General features: G+C 50.4%; 26 protein-coding genes. 25 read left to right on the plus strand and 1 reads right to left on the minus strand.

All coding sequences use genetic code 11. From position 1 onward, the window contains the following. Nucleotides 1-61: 61 nt before the first annotated feature. From fusA to bfr, 4 genes are all read left to right on the plus strand, one after another. A complete protein-coding gene (gene fusA, locus K5E19_RS16195; protein ID WP_010436278.1) occupies nt 62-2,176 on the plus strand; it encodes an elongation factor G in 2,115 nt (704 codons plus the stop codon). A gap of 69 nt (nt 2,177-2,245) precedes the next feature. Continuing rightward, on the plus strand, nt 2,246-3,430 hold the full coding sequence (gene tuf, locus K5E19_RS16200) for an elongation factor Tu (RefSeq protein ID WP_014068448.1): 1,185 nt from the start codon (nt 2,246-2,248) through the stop codon (nt 3,428-3,430). Nucleotides 3,431-3,608: 178 nt separating this feature from the next. Beyond that, entirely contained in the window at nt 3,609-3,803 is a 195-nt protein-coding gene (gene bfd, locus K5E19_RS16205; RefSeq protein ID WP_003863268.1) for a bacterioferritin-associated ferredoxin, read from the plus strand. A gap of 72 nt (nt 3,804-3,875) precedes the next feature. Then, a complete protein-coding gene (bfr, locus tag K5E19_RS16210) occupies nt 3,876-4,352 on the plus strand; it encodes a bacterioferritin (RefSeq protein ID WP_221552109.1) in 477 nt (158 codons plus the stop codon). Here bfr and K5E19_RS16215 read toward each other — a convergent pair. Next, a complete protein-coding gene (locus tag K5E19_RS16215) occupies nt 4,336-4,809 on the minus strand; it encodes an A24 family peptidase (RefSeq protein ID WP_221552110.1) in 474 nt (157 codons plus the stop codon). The two genes, bfr and K5E19_RS16215, sit on opposite strands and share 17 nt — an antisense overlap. A gap of 380 nt (nt 4,810-5,189) precedes the next feature. Here K5E19_RS16215 and rpsJ point away from each other — a divergent pair, with 380 nt between their 5' ends. From rpsJ to rplO, 21 genes are all read left to right on the plus strand, one after another. Next, complete coding sequence (rpsJ, locus tag K5E19_RS16220; RefSeq protein ID WP_001181005.1) at nt 5,190-5,501, plus strand: 30S ribosomal protein S10; 312 nt, start codon at nt 5,190-5,192, stop codon at nt 5,499-5,501. Nucleotides 5,502-5,533: 32 nt separating this feature from the next. Further along, the gene (gene rplC, locus K5E19_RS16225; protein WP_042714858.1) at nt 5,534-6,163 is read left to right on the plus strand and encodes a 50S ribosomal protein L3; all 630 of its coding nucleotides are present in this window, start codon (nt 5,534-5,536) and stop codon (nt 6,161-6,163) included. A 10-nt stretch (nt 6,164-6,173) separates the two neighbouring features. Continuing rightward, nucleotides 6,174-6,779: a 50S ribosomal protein L4 gene (rplD, locus tag K5E19_RS16230; RefSeq protein ID WP_003031119.1), complete on the plus strand. Its 606-nt coding sequence runs from the start codon at nt 6,174-6,176 to the stop codon at nt 6,777-6,779. Continuing rightward, entirely contained in the window at nt 6,776-7,078 is a 303-nt protein-coding gene (gene rplW / locus K5E19_RS16235) for a 50S ribosomal protein L23 (protein ID WP_000617546.1), read from the plus strand. Before rplD ends, rplW begins: the two co-directional genes overlap by 4 nt. Before the next feature lie 17 nt (nt 7,079-7,095). After that, entirely contained in the window at nt 7,096-7,917 is an 822-nt protein-coding gene (gene rplB, locus K5E19_RS16240) for a 50S ribosomal protein L2 (protein WP_008457150.1), read from the plus strand. A gap of 16 nt (nt 7,918-7,933) precedes the next feature. Next, complete coding sequence (gene rpsS / locus K5E19_RS16245; protein ID WP_001138117.1) at nt 7,934-8,212, plus strand: 30S ribosomal protein S19; 279 nt, start codon at nt 7,934-7,936, stop codon at nt 8,210-8,212. A 14-nt stretch (nt 8,213-8,226) separates the two neighbouring features. Further along, a complete protein-coding gene (gene rplV / locus K5E19_RS16250; protein ID WP_002919773.1) occupies nt 8,227-8,559 on the plus strand; it encodes a 50S ribosomal protein L22 in 333 nt (110 codons plus the stop codon). Nucleotides 8,560-8,576: 17 nt separating this feature from the next. Beyond that, on the plus strand, nt 8,577-9,278 hold the full coding sequence (gene rpsC, locus K5E19_RS16255) for a 30S ribosomal protein S3 (RefSeq protein ID WP_000529945.1): 702 nt from the start codon (nt 8,577-8,579) through the stop codon (nt 9,276-9,278). 12 nt (nt 9,279-9,290) lie between these two features. Continuing rightward, nucleotides 9,291-9,701: a 50S ribosomal protein L16 gene (gene rplP, locus K5E19_RS16260; RefSeq protein ID WP_002919759.1), complete on the plus strand. Its 411-nt coding sequence runs from the start codon at nt 9,291-9,293 to the stop codon at nt 9,699-9,701. Then, on the plus strand, nt 9,701-9,892 hold the full coding sequence (gene rpmC / locus K5E19_RS16265; RefSeq protein WP_003863282.1) for a 50S ribosomal protein L29: 192 nt from the start codon (nt 9,701-9,703) through the stop codon (nt 9,890-9,892). The genes rplP and rpmC overlap by 1 nt, the downstream gene beginning before the upstream one ends. After that, nucleotides 9,892-10,146 carry a 30S ribosomal protein S17 gene (rpsQ, locus tag K5E19_RS16270; protein ID WP_008503489.1) on the plus strand — a complete coding sequence of 85 codons (255 nt, stop codon included), beginning with the start codon at nt 9,892-9,894 and terminating at the stop codon, nt 10,144-10,146. The genes rpmC and rpsQ overlap by 1 nt, the downstream gene beginning before the upstream one ends. A gap of 166 nt (nt 10,147-10,312) precedes the next feature. Continuing rightward, the gene (gene rplN, locus K5E19_RS16275) at nt 10,313-10,684 is read left to right on the plus strand and encodes a 50S ribosomal protein L14 (protein ID WP_002919748.1); all 372 of its coding nucleotides are present in this window, start codon (nt 10,313-10,315) and stop codon (nt 10,682-10,684) included. A 10-nt stretch (nt 10,685-10,694) separates the two neighbouring features. Further along, nucleotides 10,695-11,009 (plus strand): 50S ribosomal protein L24, encoded by a 315-nt coding sequence (gene rplX / locus K5E19_RS16280; RefSeq protein WP_003863287.1) that lies wholly within the window; start codon nt 10,695-10,697, stop codon nt 11,007-11,009. 14 nt (nt 11,010-11,023) lie between these two features. Beyond that, nucleotides 11,024-11,563: a 50S ribosomal protein L5 gene (gene rplE / locus K5E19_RS16285; protein WP_001096206.1), complete on the plus strand. Its 540-nt coding sequence runs from the start codon at nt 11,024-11,026 to the stop codon at nt 11,561-11,563. A gap of 14 nt (nt 11,564-11,577) precedes the next feature. After that, nucleotides 11,578-11,883 carry a 30S ribosomal protein S14 gene (rpsN, locus tag K5E19_RS16290; protein WP_003863291.1) on the plus strand — a complete coding sequence of 102 codons (306 nt, stop codon included), beginning with the start codon at nt 11,578-11,580 and terminating at the stop codon, nt 11,881-11,883. A 30-nt stretch (nt 11,884-11,913) separates the two neighbouring features. Next, nucleotides 11,914-12,306 carry a 30S ribosomal protein S8 gene (gene rpsH / locus K5E19_RS16295; RefSeq protein WP_006178918.1) on the plus strand — a complete coding sequence of 131 codons (393 nt, stop codon included), beginning with the start codon at nt 11,914-11,916 and terminating at the stop codon, nt 12,304-12,306. A 12-nt stretch (nt 12,307-12,318) separates the two neighbouring features. Further along, nucleotides 12,319-12,852, plus strand: a complete 534-nt coding sequence (gene rplF / locus K5E19_RS16300; RefSeq protein WP_003863296.1) for a 50S ribosomal protein L6 — start codon at nt 12,319-12,321, stop codon at nt 12,850-12,852. Nucleotides 12,853-12,861: 9 nt separating this feature from the next. Further along, complete coding sequence (gene rplR, locus K5E19_RS16305) at nt 12,862-13,215, plus strand: 50S ribosomal protein L18 (protein WP_003863297.1); 354 nt, start codon at nt 12,862-12,864, stop codon at nt 13,213-13,215. A 14-nt stretch (nt 13,216-13,229) separates the two neighbouring features. Beyond that, nucleotides 13,230-13,730, plus strand: coding sequence for a 30S ribosomal protein S5 (gene rpsE, locus K5E19_RS16310; protein WP_003863299.1), 501 nt, complete (start codon nt 13,230-13,232; stop codon nt 13,728-13,730). Between the two features lie 6 nt (nt 13,731-13,736). Next, complete coding sequence (gene rpmD / locus K5E19_RS16315) at nt 13,737-13,916, plus strand: 50S ribosomal protein L30 (protein WP_003863301.1); 180 nt, start codon at nt 13,737-13,739, stop codon at nt 13,914-13,916. Nucleotides 13,917-13,919: 3 nt separating this feature from the next. After that, entirely contained in the window at nt 13,920-14,354 is a 435-nt protein-coding gene (gene rplO / locus K5E19_RS16320) for a 50S ribosomal protein L15 (protein WP_003863304.1), read from the plus strand. Nucleotides 14,355-14,361 lie beyond the last annotated feature (7 nt).

A 14,361-nucleotide genomic window follows, 5' to 3' on the forward strand; every position in this document is an offset into this window, starting at 1 on the left:
AGCGAAGCTGCCCGCTCTGGGTAACTTAACTGAACGCCTAAAGAAACAAACGAGGAATCAAATGGCTCGTACAACACCCATCGCACGCTACCGTAACATCGGTATCAGTGCGCACATCGACGCCGGTAAGACCACTACTACCGAACGTATTCTGTTCTACACCGGTGTAAACCACAAAATCGGTGAAGTTCATGACGGCGCAGCCACCATGGACTGGATGGAACAGGAGCAGGAGCGTGGTATTACTATCACCTCCGCAGCGACTACTGCATTCTGGTCAGGTATGGCTAAGCAGTACGAACCGCATCGCGTAAACATCATCGACACCCCAGGCCACGTTGACTTCACCATCGAAGTAGAACGTTCCATGCGTGTTCTTGACGGCGCGGTAATGGTTTATTGCGCAGTTGGTGGTGTTCAGCCACAGTCTGAAACCGTATGGCGTCAGGCGAACAAATATAAAGTTCCACGCATCGCGTTCGTTAACAAAATGGACCGTATGGGTGCTAACTTCCTGAAAGTTGTTGGTCAGATCAAAACCCGTCTGGGCGCGAACCCTGTTCCGCTGCAGCTGGCAATTGGTGCTGAAGAAGGTTTCACCGGTGTTATCGACCTGGTGAAAATGAAAGCCATCAACTGGAACGAAGAAGACGCAGGCGTTACCTTCACTTACGAAGATATCCCAGCAGACATGCAGGACCTGGCTGACGAATGGCACCAGAACCTGATCGAGTCCGCAGCGGAAGCTTCTGAAGAGCTGATGGAGAAATACCTGGGTGGTGAAGAACTGACTGAAGAAGAGATCAAGAAAGCTCTGCGTCAGCGCGTTCTGAACAACGAAATCATCCTGGTAACCTGTGGTTCTGCGTTCAAGAACAAAGGTGTTCAGGCGATGCTGGATGCGGTAGTTGACTACCTGCCATCCCCAGTTGACGTACCTGCGATCAACGGCATCCTGGACGACGGTAAAGATACTCCGGCTGAGCGTCACGCAAGTGATGACGAGCCGTTCTCTGCACTGGCGTTCAAAATTGCTACCGACCCATTCGTGGGTAACCTGACCTTCTTCCGCGTTTACTCTGGTGTGGTTAACTCCGGTGACACCATCCTGAACTCCGTGAAAGCGGCGCGTGAGCGTTTTGGCCGTATCGTACAGATGCACGCTAACAAACGTGAAGAGATCAAAGAAGTTCGTGCGGGCGACATCGCTGCAGCTATCGGTCTGAAAGACGTGACTACTGGTGACACCCTGTGTAACCCAGATCACCCGATCATTCTGGAGCGTATGGAATTCCCTGAGCCGGTAATCTCCATCGCGGTTGAACCAAAAACCAAAGCTGACCAGGAAAAAATGGGTCTGGCTCTGGGCCGTCTGGCGAAAGAAGACCCATCATTCCGCGTATGGACTGATGAAGAATCTAACCAGACCATCATCGCTGGTATGGGTGAGCTGCACCTGGACATCATCGTTGACCGTATGAAGCGTGAATTCAACGTTGAAGCGAACGTGGGTAAACCTCAGGTTGCTTACCGCGAAGCGATTCGTGCGAAAGTTACCGATGTTGAAGGTAAACACGCTAAGCAGTCTGGTGGTCGCGGTCAGTACGGTCACGTTGTGATCGACATGTACCCACTGGAGCCGGGCTCTAACCCTAAAGGTTACGAGTTCATCAACGACATCAAAGGTGGTGTAATTCCTGGCGAATACATCCCAGCCGTTGATAAAGGTATCCAGGAGCAGCTGAAAGCGGGCCCTCTGGCTGGCTATCCGGTTGTTGACATGGGTGTTCGTCTGCACTTCGGTTCTTACCATGACGTTGACTCCTCTGAACTGGCGTTTAAACTGGCTGCGTCTATTGCCTTTAAAGAAGGCTTTAAGAAAGCAAAACCAGTTCTGCTTGAGCCAATCATGAAGGTTGAAGTAGAAACTCCTGAAGAGAACACCGGTGACGTTATCGGTGACTTGAGCCGTCGTCGCGGTATGCTGCGTGGTCAGGAATCTGAAGTAACTGGCGTTAAGATCCACGCTGAAGTTCCGCTGTCTGAAATGTTCGGATATGCAACTCAGCTGCGTTCTCTGACCAAAGGTCGTGCATCATACACCATGGAATTCCTGAAGTATGATGATGCGCCTAACAACGTTGCTCAGGCCGTTATTGAAGCCCGTGGTAAGTAATCCACAGGATTAAAACCTAAGTCCCGTGCTCTCTCCAAAGGGGAGAGCACTATAGTAAGGAATATAGCCGTGTCTAAAGAAAAATTTGAACGTACAAAACCGCACGTCAACGTTGGTACTATCGGCCACGTTGACCATGGTAAAACTACCCTGACTGCTGCAATCACTACCGTTCTGGCTAAAACCTACGGTGGTTCTGCTCGTGCATTCGACCAGATCGATAACGCACCAGAAGAAAAAGCTCGTGGTATCACCATCAACACTTCCCACGTTGAATACGACACCCCGACTCGCCACTACGCACACGTAGACTGCCCAGGCCACGCCGACTATGTTAAAAACATGATCACCGGTGCTGCGCAGATGGACGGCGCGATCCTGGTTGTTGCTGCGACTGACGGCCCAATGCCTCAGACTCGTGAGCACATCCTGTTGGGTCGTCAGGTAGGCGTTCCTTTCATCATCGTGTTCCTGAACAAATGCGACATGGTTGATGACGAAGAGCTGCTGGAACTGGTAGAGATGGAAGTTCGTGAACTGCTGTCTCAGTACGATTTCCCAGGCGACGATACCCCAATCGTTCGTGGTTCCGCGCTGAAAGCGCTGGAAGGCGAAGCAGAGTGGGAAGCGAAAATCATCGAACTGGCTGGCTTCCTGGATTCTTACATCCCAGAACCAGAGCGTGCGATTGACAAGCCATTCCTGCTGCCAATCGAAGACGTATTCTCCATCTCCGGTCGTGGTACCGTTGTTACCGGTCGTGTAGAGCGCGGTATCATCAAAGTTGGCGAAGAAGTTGAAATCGTTGGTATCAAAGAGACTGCTAAGTCTACCTGTACTGGCGTTGAAATGTTCCGCAAACTGCTGGACGAAGGCCGTGCTGGTGAGAACGTTGGTGTTCTGCTGCGTGGTATCAAACGTGAAGAAATCGAACGTGGTCAGGTTCTGGCGAAGCCAGGCTCAATCAAGCCACACACCAAGTTCGAATCTGAAGTGTACATCCTGTCCAAAGACGAAGGCGGCCGTCATACTCCGTTCTTCAAAGGCTACCGTCCACAGTTCTACTTCCGTACAACTGACGTGACCGGTACCATCGAACTGCCAGAAGGCGTTGAGATGGTAATGCCAGGCGACAACATCAAGATGGTTGTGACTCTGATCCACCCAATCGCGATGGACGACGGTCTGCGTTTCGCAATCCGTGAAGGCGGCCGTACCGTTGGCGCGGGCGTTGTTGCTAAAGTTCTGGGCTAATTAATTATCCCTGAATGAAAAAGGACGCTTCGGCGTCCTTTTTTGTTTTCTGGCGTTTTGAACCCGTCACAAATTTTCGCATTTTTTGCCTGCTTCCGTTTCGAATCCTGGTGTTTGTGCTATTGTAATCATAACCATTCTCACTTACACTTTGCGCATATTTTGAACGGGAGTTTTTATGTACGTTTGTTTATGTAATGGTGTGAGTGACAAAAAAATACGTCAGGCCGTTCGCCAGTTTCAGCCACAGTCTTTCCAGCAGCTTCGCAAGTTTGTTCCGGTGGGAAATCAATGCGGTAAATGCGTTCGCGCAGCGCGTGAGATTATGCAGGATGAACTGATGCAGATCCCGGAATTCAAAGAGATCGCGTAAGCCCGTATCTTTTTTTTGACATCCCTGTAGCCCGATCTACGCTTCAATGAGTGGAAGCGGAGGGACTATATAATGAAAGGTGATGTTAAAATCATAAGTTATCTCAATAAATTATTGGGAAATGAGCTTGTCGCAATCAATCAGTATTTTCTCCATGCAAGAATGTTCAAAAACTGGGGACTGACTCGCCTCAATGATGTTGAATACCATGAGTCCATCGATGAGATGAAGCACGCCGATAAATATATTGAGCGTATTTTATTCCTCGAAGGCATTCCAAACTTGCAGGATCTCGGCAAACTGGGCATCGGTGAAGATGTTGAGGAGATGCTGCGTTCCGACCTCAGACTAGAGCTCGAAGGCGCAAGAGATCTCCGTGAAGCCATCGCCTACGCGGACAGCGTCCATGATTATGTTAGCCGCGACATGATGATCCAGATCCTCGCCGATGAAGAAGGCCATATTGACTGGCTGGAGACTGAGCTGGATCTCATCGCCAAAATTGGCCTACAGAACTACCTTCAGTCGCAGATCAAAGTGGAAAACTAACCAGGTTTTCCCAGCCAACGCATAAACCCGCTGCCGCCAGAAATGGCCCAAAAGGCAGTGGGTTTTTTAATGTCTGTTTATCAGGGTTCAGTAAAGAGAGGATAAGAAGGCACAAAAGTGCCATCAGTGCGGCGACTAACGCAAGCAGTGGTAATACACACCAGCCATGCCAGGCGCCCAGTGCCGCCAGATATTTAACATCGCCATAGCCCATGCCTTCACGCCGAAAGATAAACCTATAGCCCCAGTAAATAACGGCAAAGCCAACATATCCCGCCATCGCGCCCACCACTGCACTCGGCAGAAAATTAGGATGGATACAAAGCTGAAAGAGCATGCCCGCCCATAGCAGCGGGCAGAGAAATTTATCGGGAAGCAGGCCGCAGCGAATATCTGCATGTACAAGCAAGGCAGTCAGCAAAAGATAGAACAGCAGAAAGGGGAGGGTGCTTAACATGGGAAAGGCCTCAACAGAATTTGAGCGCATACTCGTTATAATCGGCCTGGCAGACAATCTACAAAAACCGCAATTGCGTAGGGGTTCCAGACAAAGATGAGAGAAGGGATACATTGCGTAAAAAGTTGCGTGCCTCTACGCATACTGCGCCTTTAGCGCTTAATTTCTAAACGGCACTTGCGTCTTTCTCTGATTTACGTATAATGCGCGGGCTTGTCGTAATTGACGGCTGGTTCGAACTGAACCGGAGTAGCTCATTTTGTTACTCAACAATGCTCCCAATTGGGGAGCTACGTAAGAACGGTTACACTCTCCCATCAATCGTAATGGGTTTGAGGAGTAATCATTTTCGTTTATAAAATAATTGGAGCTCTGGTCTCATGCAGAACCAAAGAATCCGTATCCGCCTTAAAGCGTTTGATCATCGTCTGATCGATCAATCAACCGCGGAAATCGTCGAGACTGCTAAGCGCACTGGTGCGCAAGTCCGTGGTCCGATCCCGCTGCCGACCCGCAAAGAGCGCTTCACCGTTCTGATCTCCCCGCACGTCAACAAAGACGCGCGTGATCAGTACGAAATCCGCACTCACAAGCGTCTGGTTGACATCGTTGAGCCAACTGAGAAAACCGTTGATGCTCTGATGCGTCTGGATCTGGCTGCCGGTGTAGACGTGCAGATCAGCCTGGGTTGATCAGGTCATCGAGCGATTGAGAGGTTGATACAATGATTGGTTTAGTCGGTAAAAAAGTGGGTATGACCCGCATCTTCACAGAAGATGGCGTTTCTATCCCAGTAACCGTAATCGAAGTTGAAGCAAACCGCGTTACTCAGATCAAAGATCTGGCTAACGATGGCTACCGCGCTGTTCAGGTGACCACTGGTGCTAAAAAAGCTAACCGTGTAACCAAACCAGAAGCGGGTCACTTCGCTAAAGCTGGCGTTGAAGCTGGCCGTGGTCTGTGGGAATTCCGTCTTGCTGAAGGCGAAGAGTTCACCGTAGGTCAAGACATTAGCGTTGAGCTGTTTGCTGACGTTAAAAAAGTTGACGTAACCGGTACCTCTAAAGGTAAAGGTTTTGCTGGTACCGTTAAGCGCTGGAACTTCCGTACCCAGGACGCTACTCACGGTAACTCCTTGTCTCACCGCGTTCCGGGTTCTATCGGTCAGAACCAGACTCCGGGCAAAGTGTTCAAAGGCAAGAAAATGGCAGGTCAGCTGGGTAACGAACGTGTAACCGTTCAGAGCCTGGACGTAGTACGTGTTGACGCTGAGCGCAACCTGCTGCTGGTTAAAGGTGCAGTTCCGGGTGCAACCGGTAGCGACCTGATCGTTAAACCAGCTGTGAAGGCGTAAGGGGATAGCAATGGAATTAGTATTGAAAGACGCGCAGAGCGCGCTGACTGTTTCCGAAACTACCTTCGGTCGTGATTTCAACGAAGCGCTGGTTCACCAGGTTGTTGTTGCTTATGCAGCTGGTGCTCGTCAGGGTACTCGTGCTCAGAAGACTCGTGCTGAAGTAACTGGTTCTGGCAAAAAGCCATGGCGCCAGAAAGGTACCGGCCGTGCGCGTTCAGGTTCTATCAAGAGCCCGATCTGGCGTTCAGGTGGCGTGACCTTCGCTGCGCGTCCACAGGACCACAGTCAAAAAGTTAACAAAAAGATGTACCGCGGCGCGCTGAAAAGCATCCTGTCCGAACTGGTACGTCAGGATCGTCTGATCGTTGTCGAATCATTCTCTGTAGAAGCGCCTAAAACTAAGCTGCTGGCACAGAAACTGAAAGACATGGCTCTGGAAGATGTGCTGATCATCACCGGTGAGCTGGACGAGAACCTGTTCCTGGCCGCACGTAACCTGCACAAGGTTGACGTACGCGATGCGACTGGTATCGACCCGGTTAGCCTGATCGCCTTCGACAAAGTCGTAATGACTGCTGATGCTGTTAAGCAAGTTGAGGAGATGCTGGCATGATTCGTGAAGAACGTCTGCTGAAGGTGCTTCGCGCACCGCACGTTTCTGAAAAAGCGTCTACTGCGATGGAAAAAACAAACACCATCGTTCTCAAAGTTGCTAAAGACGCGACCAAAGCAGAAATCAAAGCTGCTGTGCAGAAACTGTTTGAAGTCGAAGTCGAAGTCGTTAACACCCTGGTTGTTAAAGGGAAAGTTAAACGTCACGGACAGCGTATCGGTCGTCGTAGCGACTGGAAAAAAGCTTACGTCACCCTGAAAGAAGGCCAGAATCTGGACTTCGTTGGCGGCGCTGAGTAAGTCGGAGGAGTAATACAATGGCAGTTGTTAAATGTAAACCGACATCTCCGGGTCGTCGCCACGTAGTTAAAGTGGTTAACCCTGAGCTGCACAAGGGCAAACCTTTTGCTCCGTTGCTGGAAAAAAACAGCAAATCCGGTGGTCGTAACAACAATGGCCGTATCACCACTCGTCACATCGGTGGTGGCCACAAGCAGGCTTATCGTATTGTTGACTTCAAACGCAACAAAGACGGTATCCCAGCAGTTGTTGAGCGTCTTGAGTACGATCCGAACCGTTCCGCGAACATCGCGCTGGTTCTGTACAAAGATGGCGAACGCCGTTACATCCTGGCCCCTAAAGGCCTGAAAGCTGGCGACCAGATTCAGTCTGGCGTTGATGCTGCAATCAAAGCAGGTAACACCCTGCCGATGCGCAATATCCCGGTTGGTTCTACCGTTCATAACGTAGAAATGAAACCAGGTAAAGGCGGTCAGCTGGCACGTTCCGCTGGTACTTACGTTCAGATCGTTGCGCGCGACGGTGCTTATGTCACCCTGCGTCTGCGTTCTGGTGAAATGCGTAAAGTCGAAGCAGACTGCCGCGCTACTCTGGGCGAAGTTGGCAATGCTGAGCATATGCTGCGCGTTCTGGGTAAAGCAGGTGCTGCACGCTGGCGTGGTGTTCGTCCTACCGTTCGCGGTACTGCGATGAACCCAGTCGACCACCCACATGGTGGTGGTGAAGGTCGTAACTTTGGTAAGCACCCGGTATCTCCGTGGGGCGTTCAGACCAAAGGTAAGAAGACCCGCAGCAACAAGCGTACTGATAAATTTATCGTACGTCGCCGTAGCAAATAATTTTAGAGGATAAGCCATGCCACGTTCTCTCAAGAAAGGTCCTTTTATTGACCTGCACTTGCTGAAGAAGGTAGAGAAAGCGGTGGAAAGCGGAGACAAGAAGCCCCTGCGCACTTGGTCCCGTCGTTCAACGATCTTTCCTAACATGATCGGTTTGACCATCGCTGTCCATAATGGTCGTCAGCACGTTCCAGTCTTTGTTACCGACGAAATGGTTGGTCACAAACTGGGTGAATTCGCACCGACTCGTACTTATCGCGGCCACGCTGCTGATAAAAAAGCGAAGAAGAAATAAGGTAGGAGGAAGAGATGGAAACTTTAGCTCAACATCGCCATGCTCGTTCTTCTGCACAGAAGGTTCGCCTTGTTGCTGACCTGATTCGCGGTAAGAAAGTGTCGCAGGCCCTGGACATCCTGACCTATACCAACAAGAAAGCTGCGGTATTGGTCAAGAAAGTACTGGAATCTGCCATTGCTAACGCTGAACACAACGATGGCGCTGACATCGACGATCTGAAAGTCGCGAAAATTTTCGTAGATGAAGGCCCAAGCATGAAGCGCATTATGCCGCGTGCGAAAGGTCGTGCAGATCGCATCCTGAAGCGCACCAGCCACATTACTGTGGTTGTGTCCGATCGCTGAGACTCTGGAGACTAGCAATGGGTCAGAAAGTACATCCTAATGGTATTCGCCTGGGTATTGTAAAACCATGGAACTCTACCTGGTTTGCGAACACCAAAGAATTCGCTGACAACCTGGACAGCGATTTTAAAGTACGTCAGTACCTGACTAAGGAACTGGCTAAAGCGTCTGTATCTCGTATCGTTATCGAGCGTCCAGCTAAGAGCATCCGTGTGACTATTCATACTGCTCGTCCTGGCATCGTTATCGGTAAGAAAGGCGAAGACGTAGAAAAACTGCGCAAGGTCGTAGCGGATATCGCTGGCGTTCCTGCACAGATCAATATCGCTGAAGTTCGTAAGCCTGAACTGGACGCTAAATTGGTTGCTGACAGCATCACTTCACAGCTGGAACGTCGTGTTATGTTCCGTCGTGCTATGAAGCGTGCTGTACAGAACGCAATGCGTCTGGGCGCTAAAGGTATCAAAGTTGAAGTTAGCGGCCGTCTGGGCGGCGCGGAAATCGCACGTACCGAATGGTACCGCGAAGGTCGCGTACCGCTGCACACTCTGCGTGCTGACATCGACTACAACACCTCTGAAGCGCACACCACTTACGGTGTAATCGGCGTTAAGGTATGGATCTTCAAAGGTGAGATCCTGGGTGGTATGGCTGCTGTTGAACAACCGGAAAAACCGGCTGCTCAACCTAAAAAGCAGCAGCGTAAAGGCCGTAAATAAGGAGCGTCGCTGATGTTACAACCAAAGCGTACAAAATTCCGTAAAGTGCACAAAGGCCGCAACCGTGGTCTGGCGCAGGGTACGGATGTTAGCTTCGGCACTTTCGGTCTGAAAGCTGTTGGCCGTGGTCGTCTGACTGCACGTCAGATCGAAGCAGCACGTCGTGCAATGACCCGTGCAGTTAAGCGTCAAGGTAAGATCTGGATCCGTGTATTCCCGGACAAACCGATCACCGAGAAGCCACTGGAAGTTCGTATGGGTAAAGGTAAAGGTAACGTGGAGTACTGGGTTGCCTTGATCCAACCGGGCAAAGTCCTTTATGAAATGGACGGTGTTCCGGAAGAGCTGGCCCGTGAAGCCTTCGGCCTGGCAGCAGCGAAACTGCCTATCAAAACCACCTTTGTAACTAAGACGGTGATGTAATGAAAGCAAAAGAGCTGCGTGAAAAAAGCGTTGAAGAGCTGAACGCTGAGCTGCTGAACCTGCTGCGTGAGCAGTTCAACCTGCGTATGCAGGCTGCAAGTGGCCAGCTGCAACAGACTCACCTGCTGAAGCAAGTGCGTCGCAATGTTGCACGCGTTAAGACTTTACTGACTCAGAAGGCGGGTGCGTAATGACCGATAAAATCCGTACTCTGCAAGGTCGTGTTGTTAGCGACAAAATGGAGAAATCCATTGTTGTAGCTATCGAACGTATTGTGAAACACCCGATCTACGGTAAATTCATCAAACGTACGACCAAACTGCACGTACATGACGAGAACAACGAATGTGGTATCGGCGACAAGGTTGAAATCCGTGAATGCCGTCCACTGTCCAAGACTAAGTCCTGGACGCTGGTTCGCGTTGTAGAGAAAGCGGTTCTGTAATACAGTACGCATTCTCAATACGAATAAACGGCTCAGCGATGAGCCGTTTATTTTTTCTACCCATATTGTAGAAGCGGTGTTATAATGCCGCGCCCTCGATATGGGGCTTTTTAACGGCTCTGATTTTAGAGTCTCAGGTAGTAGTTGACATTAGCGGAGCACTAAAATGATCCAAGAACAGACTATGCTGAACGTCGCCGACAACTCCGGTGCACGTCGCGTAATGTGTATCAAGGTTCTGGGTGGCTCGCACCGTCGCTACGCAGGCGTAGGCGACATCATCAAGATCACCATCAAGGAAGCAATTCCACGTGGTAAGGTCAAAAAAGGTGATGTGCTGAAGGCGGTAGTGGTGCGCACCAAGAAGGGTGTTCGTCGCCCTGACGGTTCTGTCATTCGCTTCGATGGTAATGCATGCGTTATTTTAAACAATAACAGCGAGCAGCCTATCGGCACGCGTATCTTTGGGCCGGTAACTCGTGAACTTCGTACTGAGAAGTTCATGAAAATTATCTCTCTGGCACCAGAAGTACTCTAAGGAGCGAATCATGGCAGCGAAAATCCGTCGTGATGACGAAGTTATCGTGTTAACCGGTAAAGATAAAGGTAAACGCGGTAAAGTAAAAAATGTTCTGTCTTCCGGCAAACTTGTCGTTGAAGGTATCAACCTGGTTAAGAAACATCAGAAGCCGGTTCCGGCCCTGAACCAACCAGGCGGCATCGTTGAAAAAGAAGCTGCTATTCAGGTTTCTAACGTTGCAATCTTCAATGCGGCTACCGGCAAGGCTGACCGTGTAGGCTTTAGATTCGAAGACGGCAAAAAAGTCCGTTTCTTCAAGTCTAACAGCGAAACTATCAAGTAATTTGGAGTAGTACGATGGCGAAACTGCATGATTACTACAAAGACGAAGTAGTTAACAAACTCATGACTGAGTTTAACTACAATTCTGTCATGCAAGTCCCTCGGGTCGAGAAGATCACCCTGAACATGGGTGTTGGTGAAGCGATCGCTGACAAGAAACTGCTGGATAACGCAGCAGCTGACCTGACAGCAATCTCCGGTCAAAAACCGCTGATCACCAAAGCACGCAAATCTGTTGCAGGCTTCAAAATCCGTCAGGGCTATCCGATCGGCTGTAAAGTAACTCTGCGTGGCGAACGCATGTGGGAGTTCTTTGAGCGCCTGATCACTATTGCTGTTCCACGTATCCGTGACTTCCGTGGCTTGTCCGCTAAGTCTTTCGACGGTCGTGGTAACTACAGCATGGGTGTCCGTGAGCAGATCATCTTCCCAGAAATCGACTACGATAAAGTCGACCGCGTGCGTGGTTTGGATATTACCATTACCACTACTGCGAAATCTGACGAAGAAGGCCGTGCTCTGCTGGCTGCCTTTGACTTCCCGTTCCGCAAGTAAGGTAGGGTTACTGAATGGCTAAGCAATCAATGAAAGCACGCGAAGTAAAGCGCGTAGCTTTAGCTGATAAATTCTTCGCTAAACGCGCTGAACTGAAAGCGATCATTTCTGATGTGAACGCTTCCGACGAAGATCGTTGGAATGCGGTTCTCAAGCTGCAGTCTCTGCCGCGTGATTCCAGCCCGTCTCGTCAGCGTAACCGCTGTCGTCAAACAGGTCGTCCACATGGTTATGTGGGCAAGTTTGGGTTGAGCCGTATCAAACTGCGTGAAGCCGCCATGCGCGGTGAAGTGCCAGGCTTGAAAAAGGCTAGCTGGTAATTACCAATTGAATCACGGGAGTAAAGACAGATGAGCATGCAAGATCCGATCGCGGATATGCTGACCCGTATCCGTAACGGTCAGGCCGCGAACAAAGTTGCGGTCACCATGCCTTCCGCCAAGCTGAAAGTGGCAATTGCCAACGTGCTGAAGGAAGAAGGTTTTATCGAAGATTTTAAAGTTGAAGGCGACACCAAGCCGGAACTGGAACTTACTCTCAAGTATTTCCAGGGTAAAGCTGTTGTAGAAAGCATTCAGCGTGTCAGCCGCCCAGGTCTGCGCATCTATAAGAAAAAAGATGAGCTGCCGAAAGTTATGGCTGGCCTTGGTATCGCAGTTGTTTCTACCTCTAAAGGTGTTATGACTGATCGTGCAGCGCGCCAGGCTGGTCTTGGTGGCGAAATTATCTGCTACGTAGCCTAATCGGAGGAAAGAATGTCTCGTGTTGCTAAAGCACCGGTCGTTATTCCTGCCGGCGTTGATGTAAAAATCGACGGTCAGGTTATTACGATCAAAGGTAAAAACGGCGAGCTGACTCGTACCCTCAACAAAGCTGTTGAAGTTAAACATGCAGATAACGCTCTGACCTTCGGTCCACGTGATGGTTTCGTGGATGGATGGGCTCAGGCTGGTACCGCGCGTGCCCTGCTGAACTCAATGGTTGTTGGTGTTACCGAAGGCTTCACTAAAAAGCTTCAGCTGGTTGGTGTAGGTTATCGTGCAGCTATCAAAGGGAATGCAGTAGGCCTGTCTCTGGGCTTCTCACACCCTGTTGAGCATCCGCTGCCGGCCGGTATCACTGCAGAATGTCCGACTCAAACTGAAATCGTGCTGAAAGGCGCTGATAAACAGCTGATCGGTCAGGTTGCAGCAGATCTGCGCGCCTACCGTCGTCCTGAGCCTTACAAAGGCAAGGGTGTTCGTTACGCCGACGAAGTCGTGCGTACCAAAGAGGCTAAGAAGAAGTAAGGTAACACTATGGATAAGAAATCTGCTCGTATCCGTCGTGCGACCCGCGCACGCCGCAAGCTCAAAGAGCTGGGTGCAACTCGCCTGGTGGTACATCGTACCCCGCGTCATATTTACGCACAGGTAATTGCACCGAACGGTTCTGAAGTTCTGGTAGCTGCTTCTACTGTAGAAAAAGCTATCTCAGAACAATTGAAGTACACCGGTAACAAAGACGCCGCTGCAGCTGTAGGTAAAGCTGTTGCTGAACGCGCTCTGGAAAAAGGCATCAGCAATGTTTCCTTTGACCGTTCCGGGTTCCAATATCATGGTCGTGTCCAGGCACTGGCAGATGCTGCCCGTGAAGCTGGCCTTCAGTTCTAAGGTAGAGGTGTAAGATGGCTCACATCGAAAAACAGGCTGGCGAACTGCAGGAAAAGCTGATCGCGGTAAACCGCGTATCTAAAACCGTTAAAGGTGGTCGTATTTTCTCCTTCACAGCTCTGACTGTAGTAGGCGATGGTAACGGTCGCGTTGGTTTTGGTTACGGTAAAGCGCGTGAAGTTCCAGCAGCGATCCAGAAAGCGATGGAAAAAGCCCGTCGCAATATGATTAACGTCGCGCTGAACAACGGTACCCTGCAACACCCAGTTAAAGGTGTTCACACGGGTTCTCGTGTATTCATGCAGCCAGCTTCAGAAGGTACCGGGATCATCGCCGGTGGTGCAATGCGCGCCGTTCTGGAAGTTGCTGGAGTTCATAACGTTCTGGCTAAAGCATATGGTTCCACCAACCCGATCAACGTGGTTCGTGCAACTATTGATGGCCTGGAAAATATGAATTCTCCAGAAATGGTCGCTGCCAAGCGTGGTAAATCCGTTGAAGAAATTCTGGGGTAATTGACCATGGCAAAGACTATTAAAATCACTCAAACCCGCAGTGCAATCGGTCGTCTGCCGAAACACAAGGCAACGCTGCTTGGCCTGGGTCTGCGTCGTATTGGTCATACCGTTGAGCGCGAGGATACTCCTGCTGTTCGTGGTATGGTCAACGCGGTTTACTTCATGGTTAAAGTTGAGGAGTAAGAGATGCGTTTAAATACTCTGTCTCCGGCCGAAGGCTCTAAAAAGGCGGGTAAACGCCTGGGTCGTGGTATCGGTTCTGGCCTCGGCAAAACCGGTGGTCGTGGTCACAAAGGTCAGAACTCTCGTTCTGGCGGTGGCGTACGTCGCGGTTTCGAGGGTGGCCAGATGCCACTGTACCGTCGTCTGCCGAAGTTCGGCTTCACCTCTCGCAAAGCAGCGATCACAGCGGAAATCCGTCTGTCTGACCTGGCGAAAGTTGAAGGCGGCGTTGTAGACCTGAACACGCTGAAAGCAGCAAACATTATCGGTATCCAGATCGAGTTCGCGAAAGTGATCCTGGCTGGTGAAGTTTCTACTCCGGTAACTGTTCGTGGCCTGCGTGTTACTAAAGGTGCTCGTGCTGCTATCGAAGCTGCTGGCGGTAAAATTGAGGAATAAGTAGCAG

Origin of the sequence: Enterobacter sp. RIT637 (assembly GCF_019718755.1) — a bacterium.
In the GTDB taxonomy this organism is placed as follows: Bacteria; Pseudomonadota; Gammaproteobacteria; order Enterobacterales; family Enterobacteriaceae; genus Enterobacter.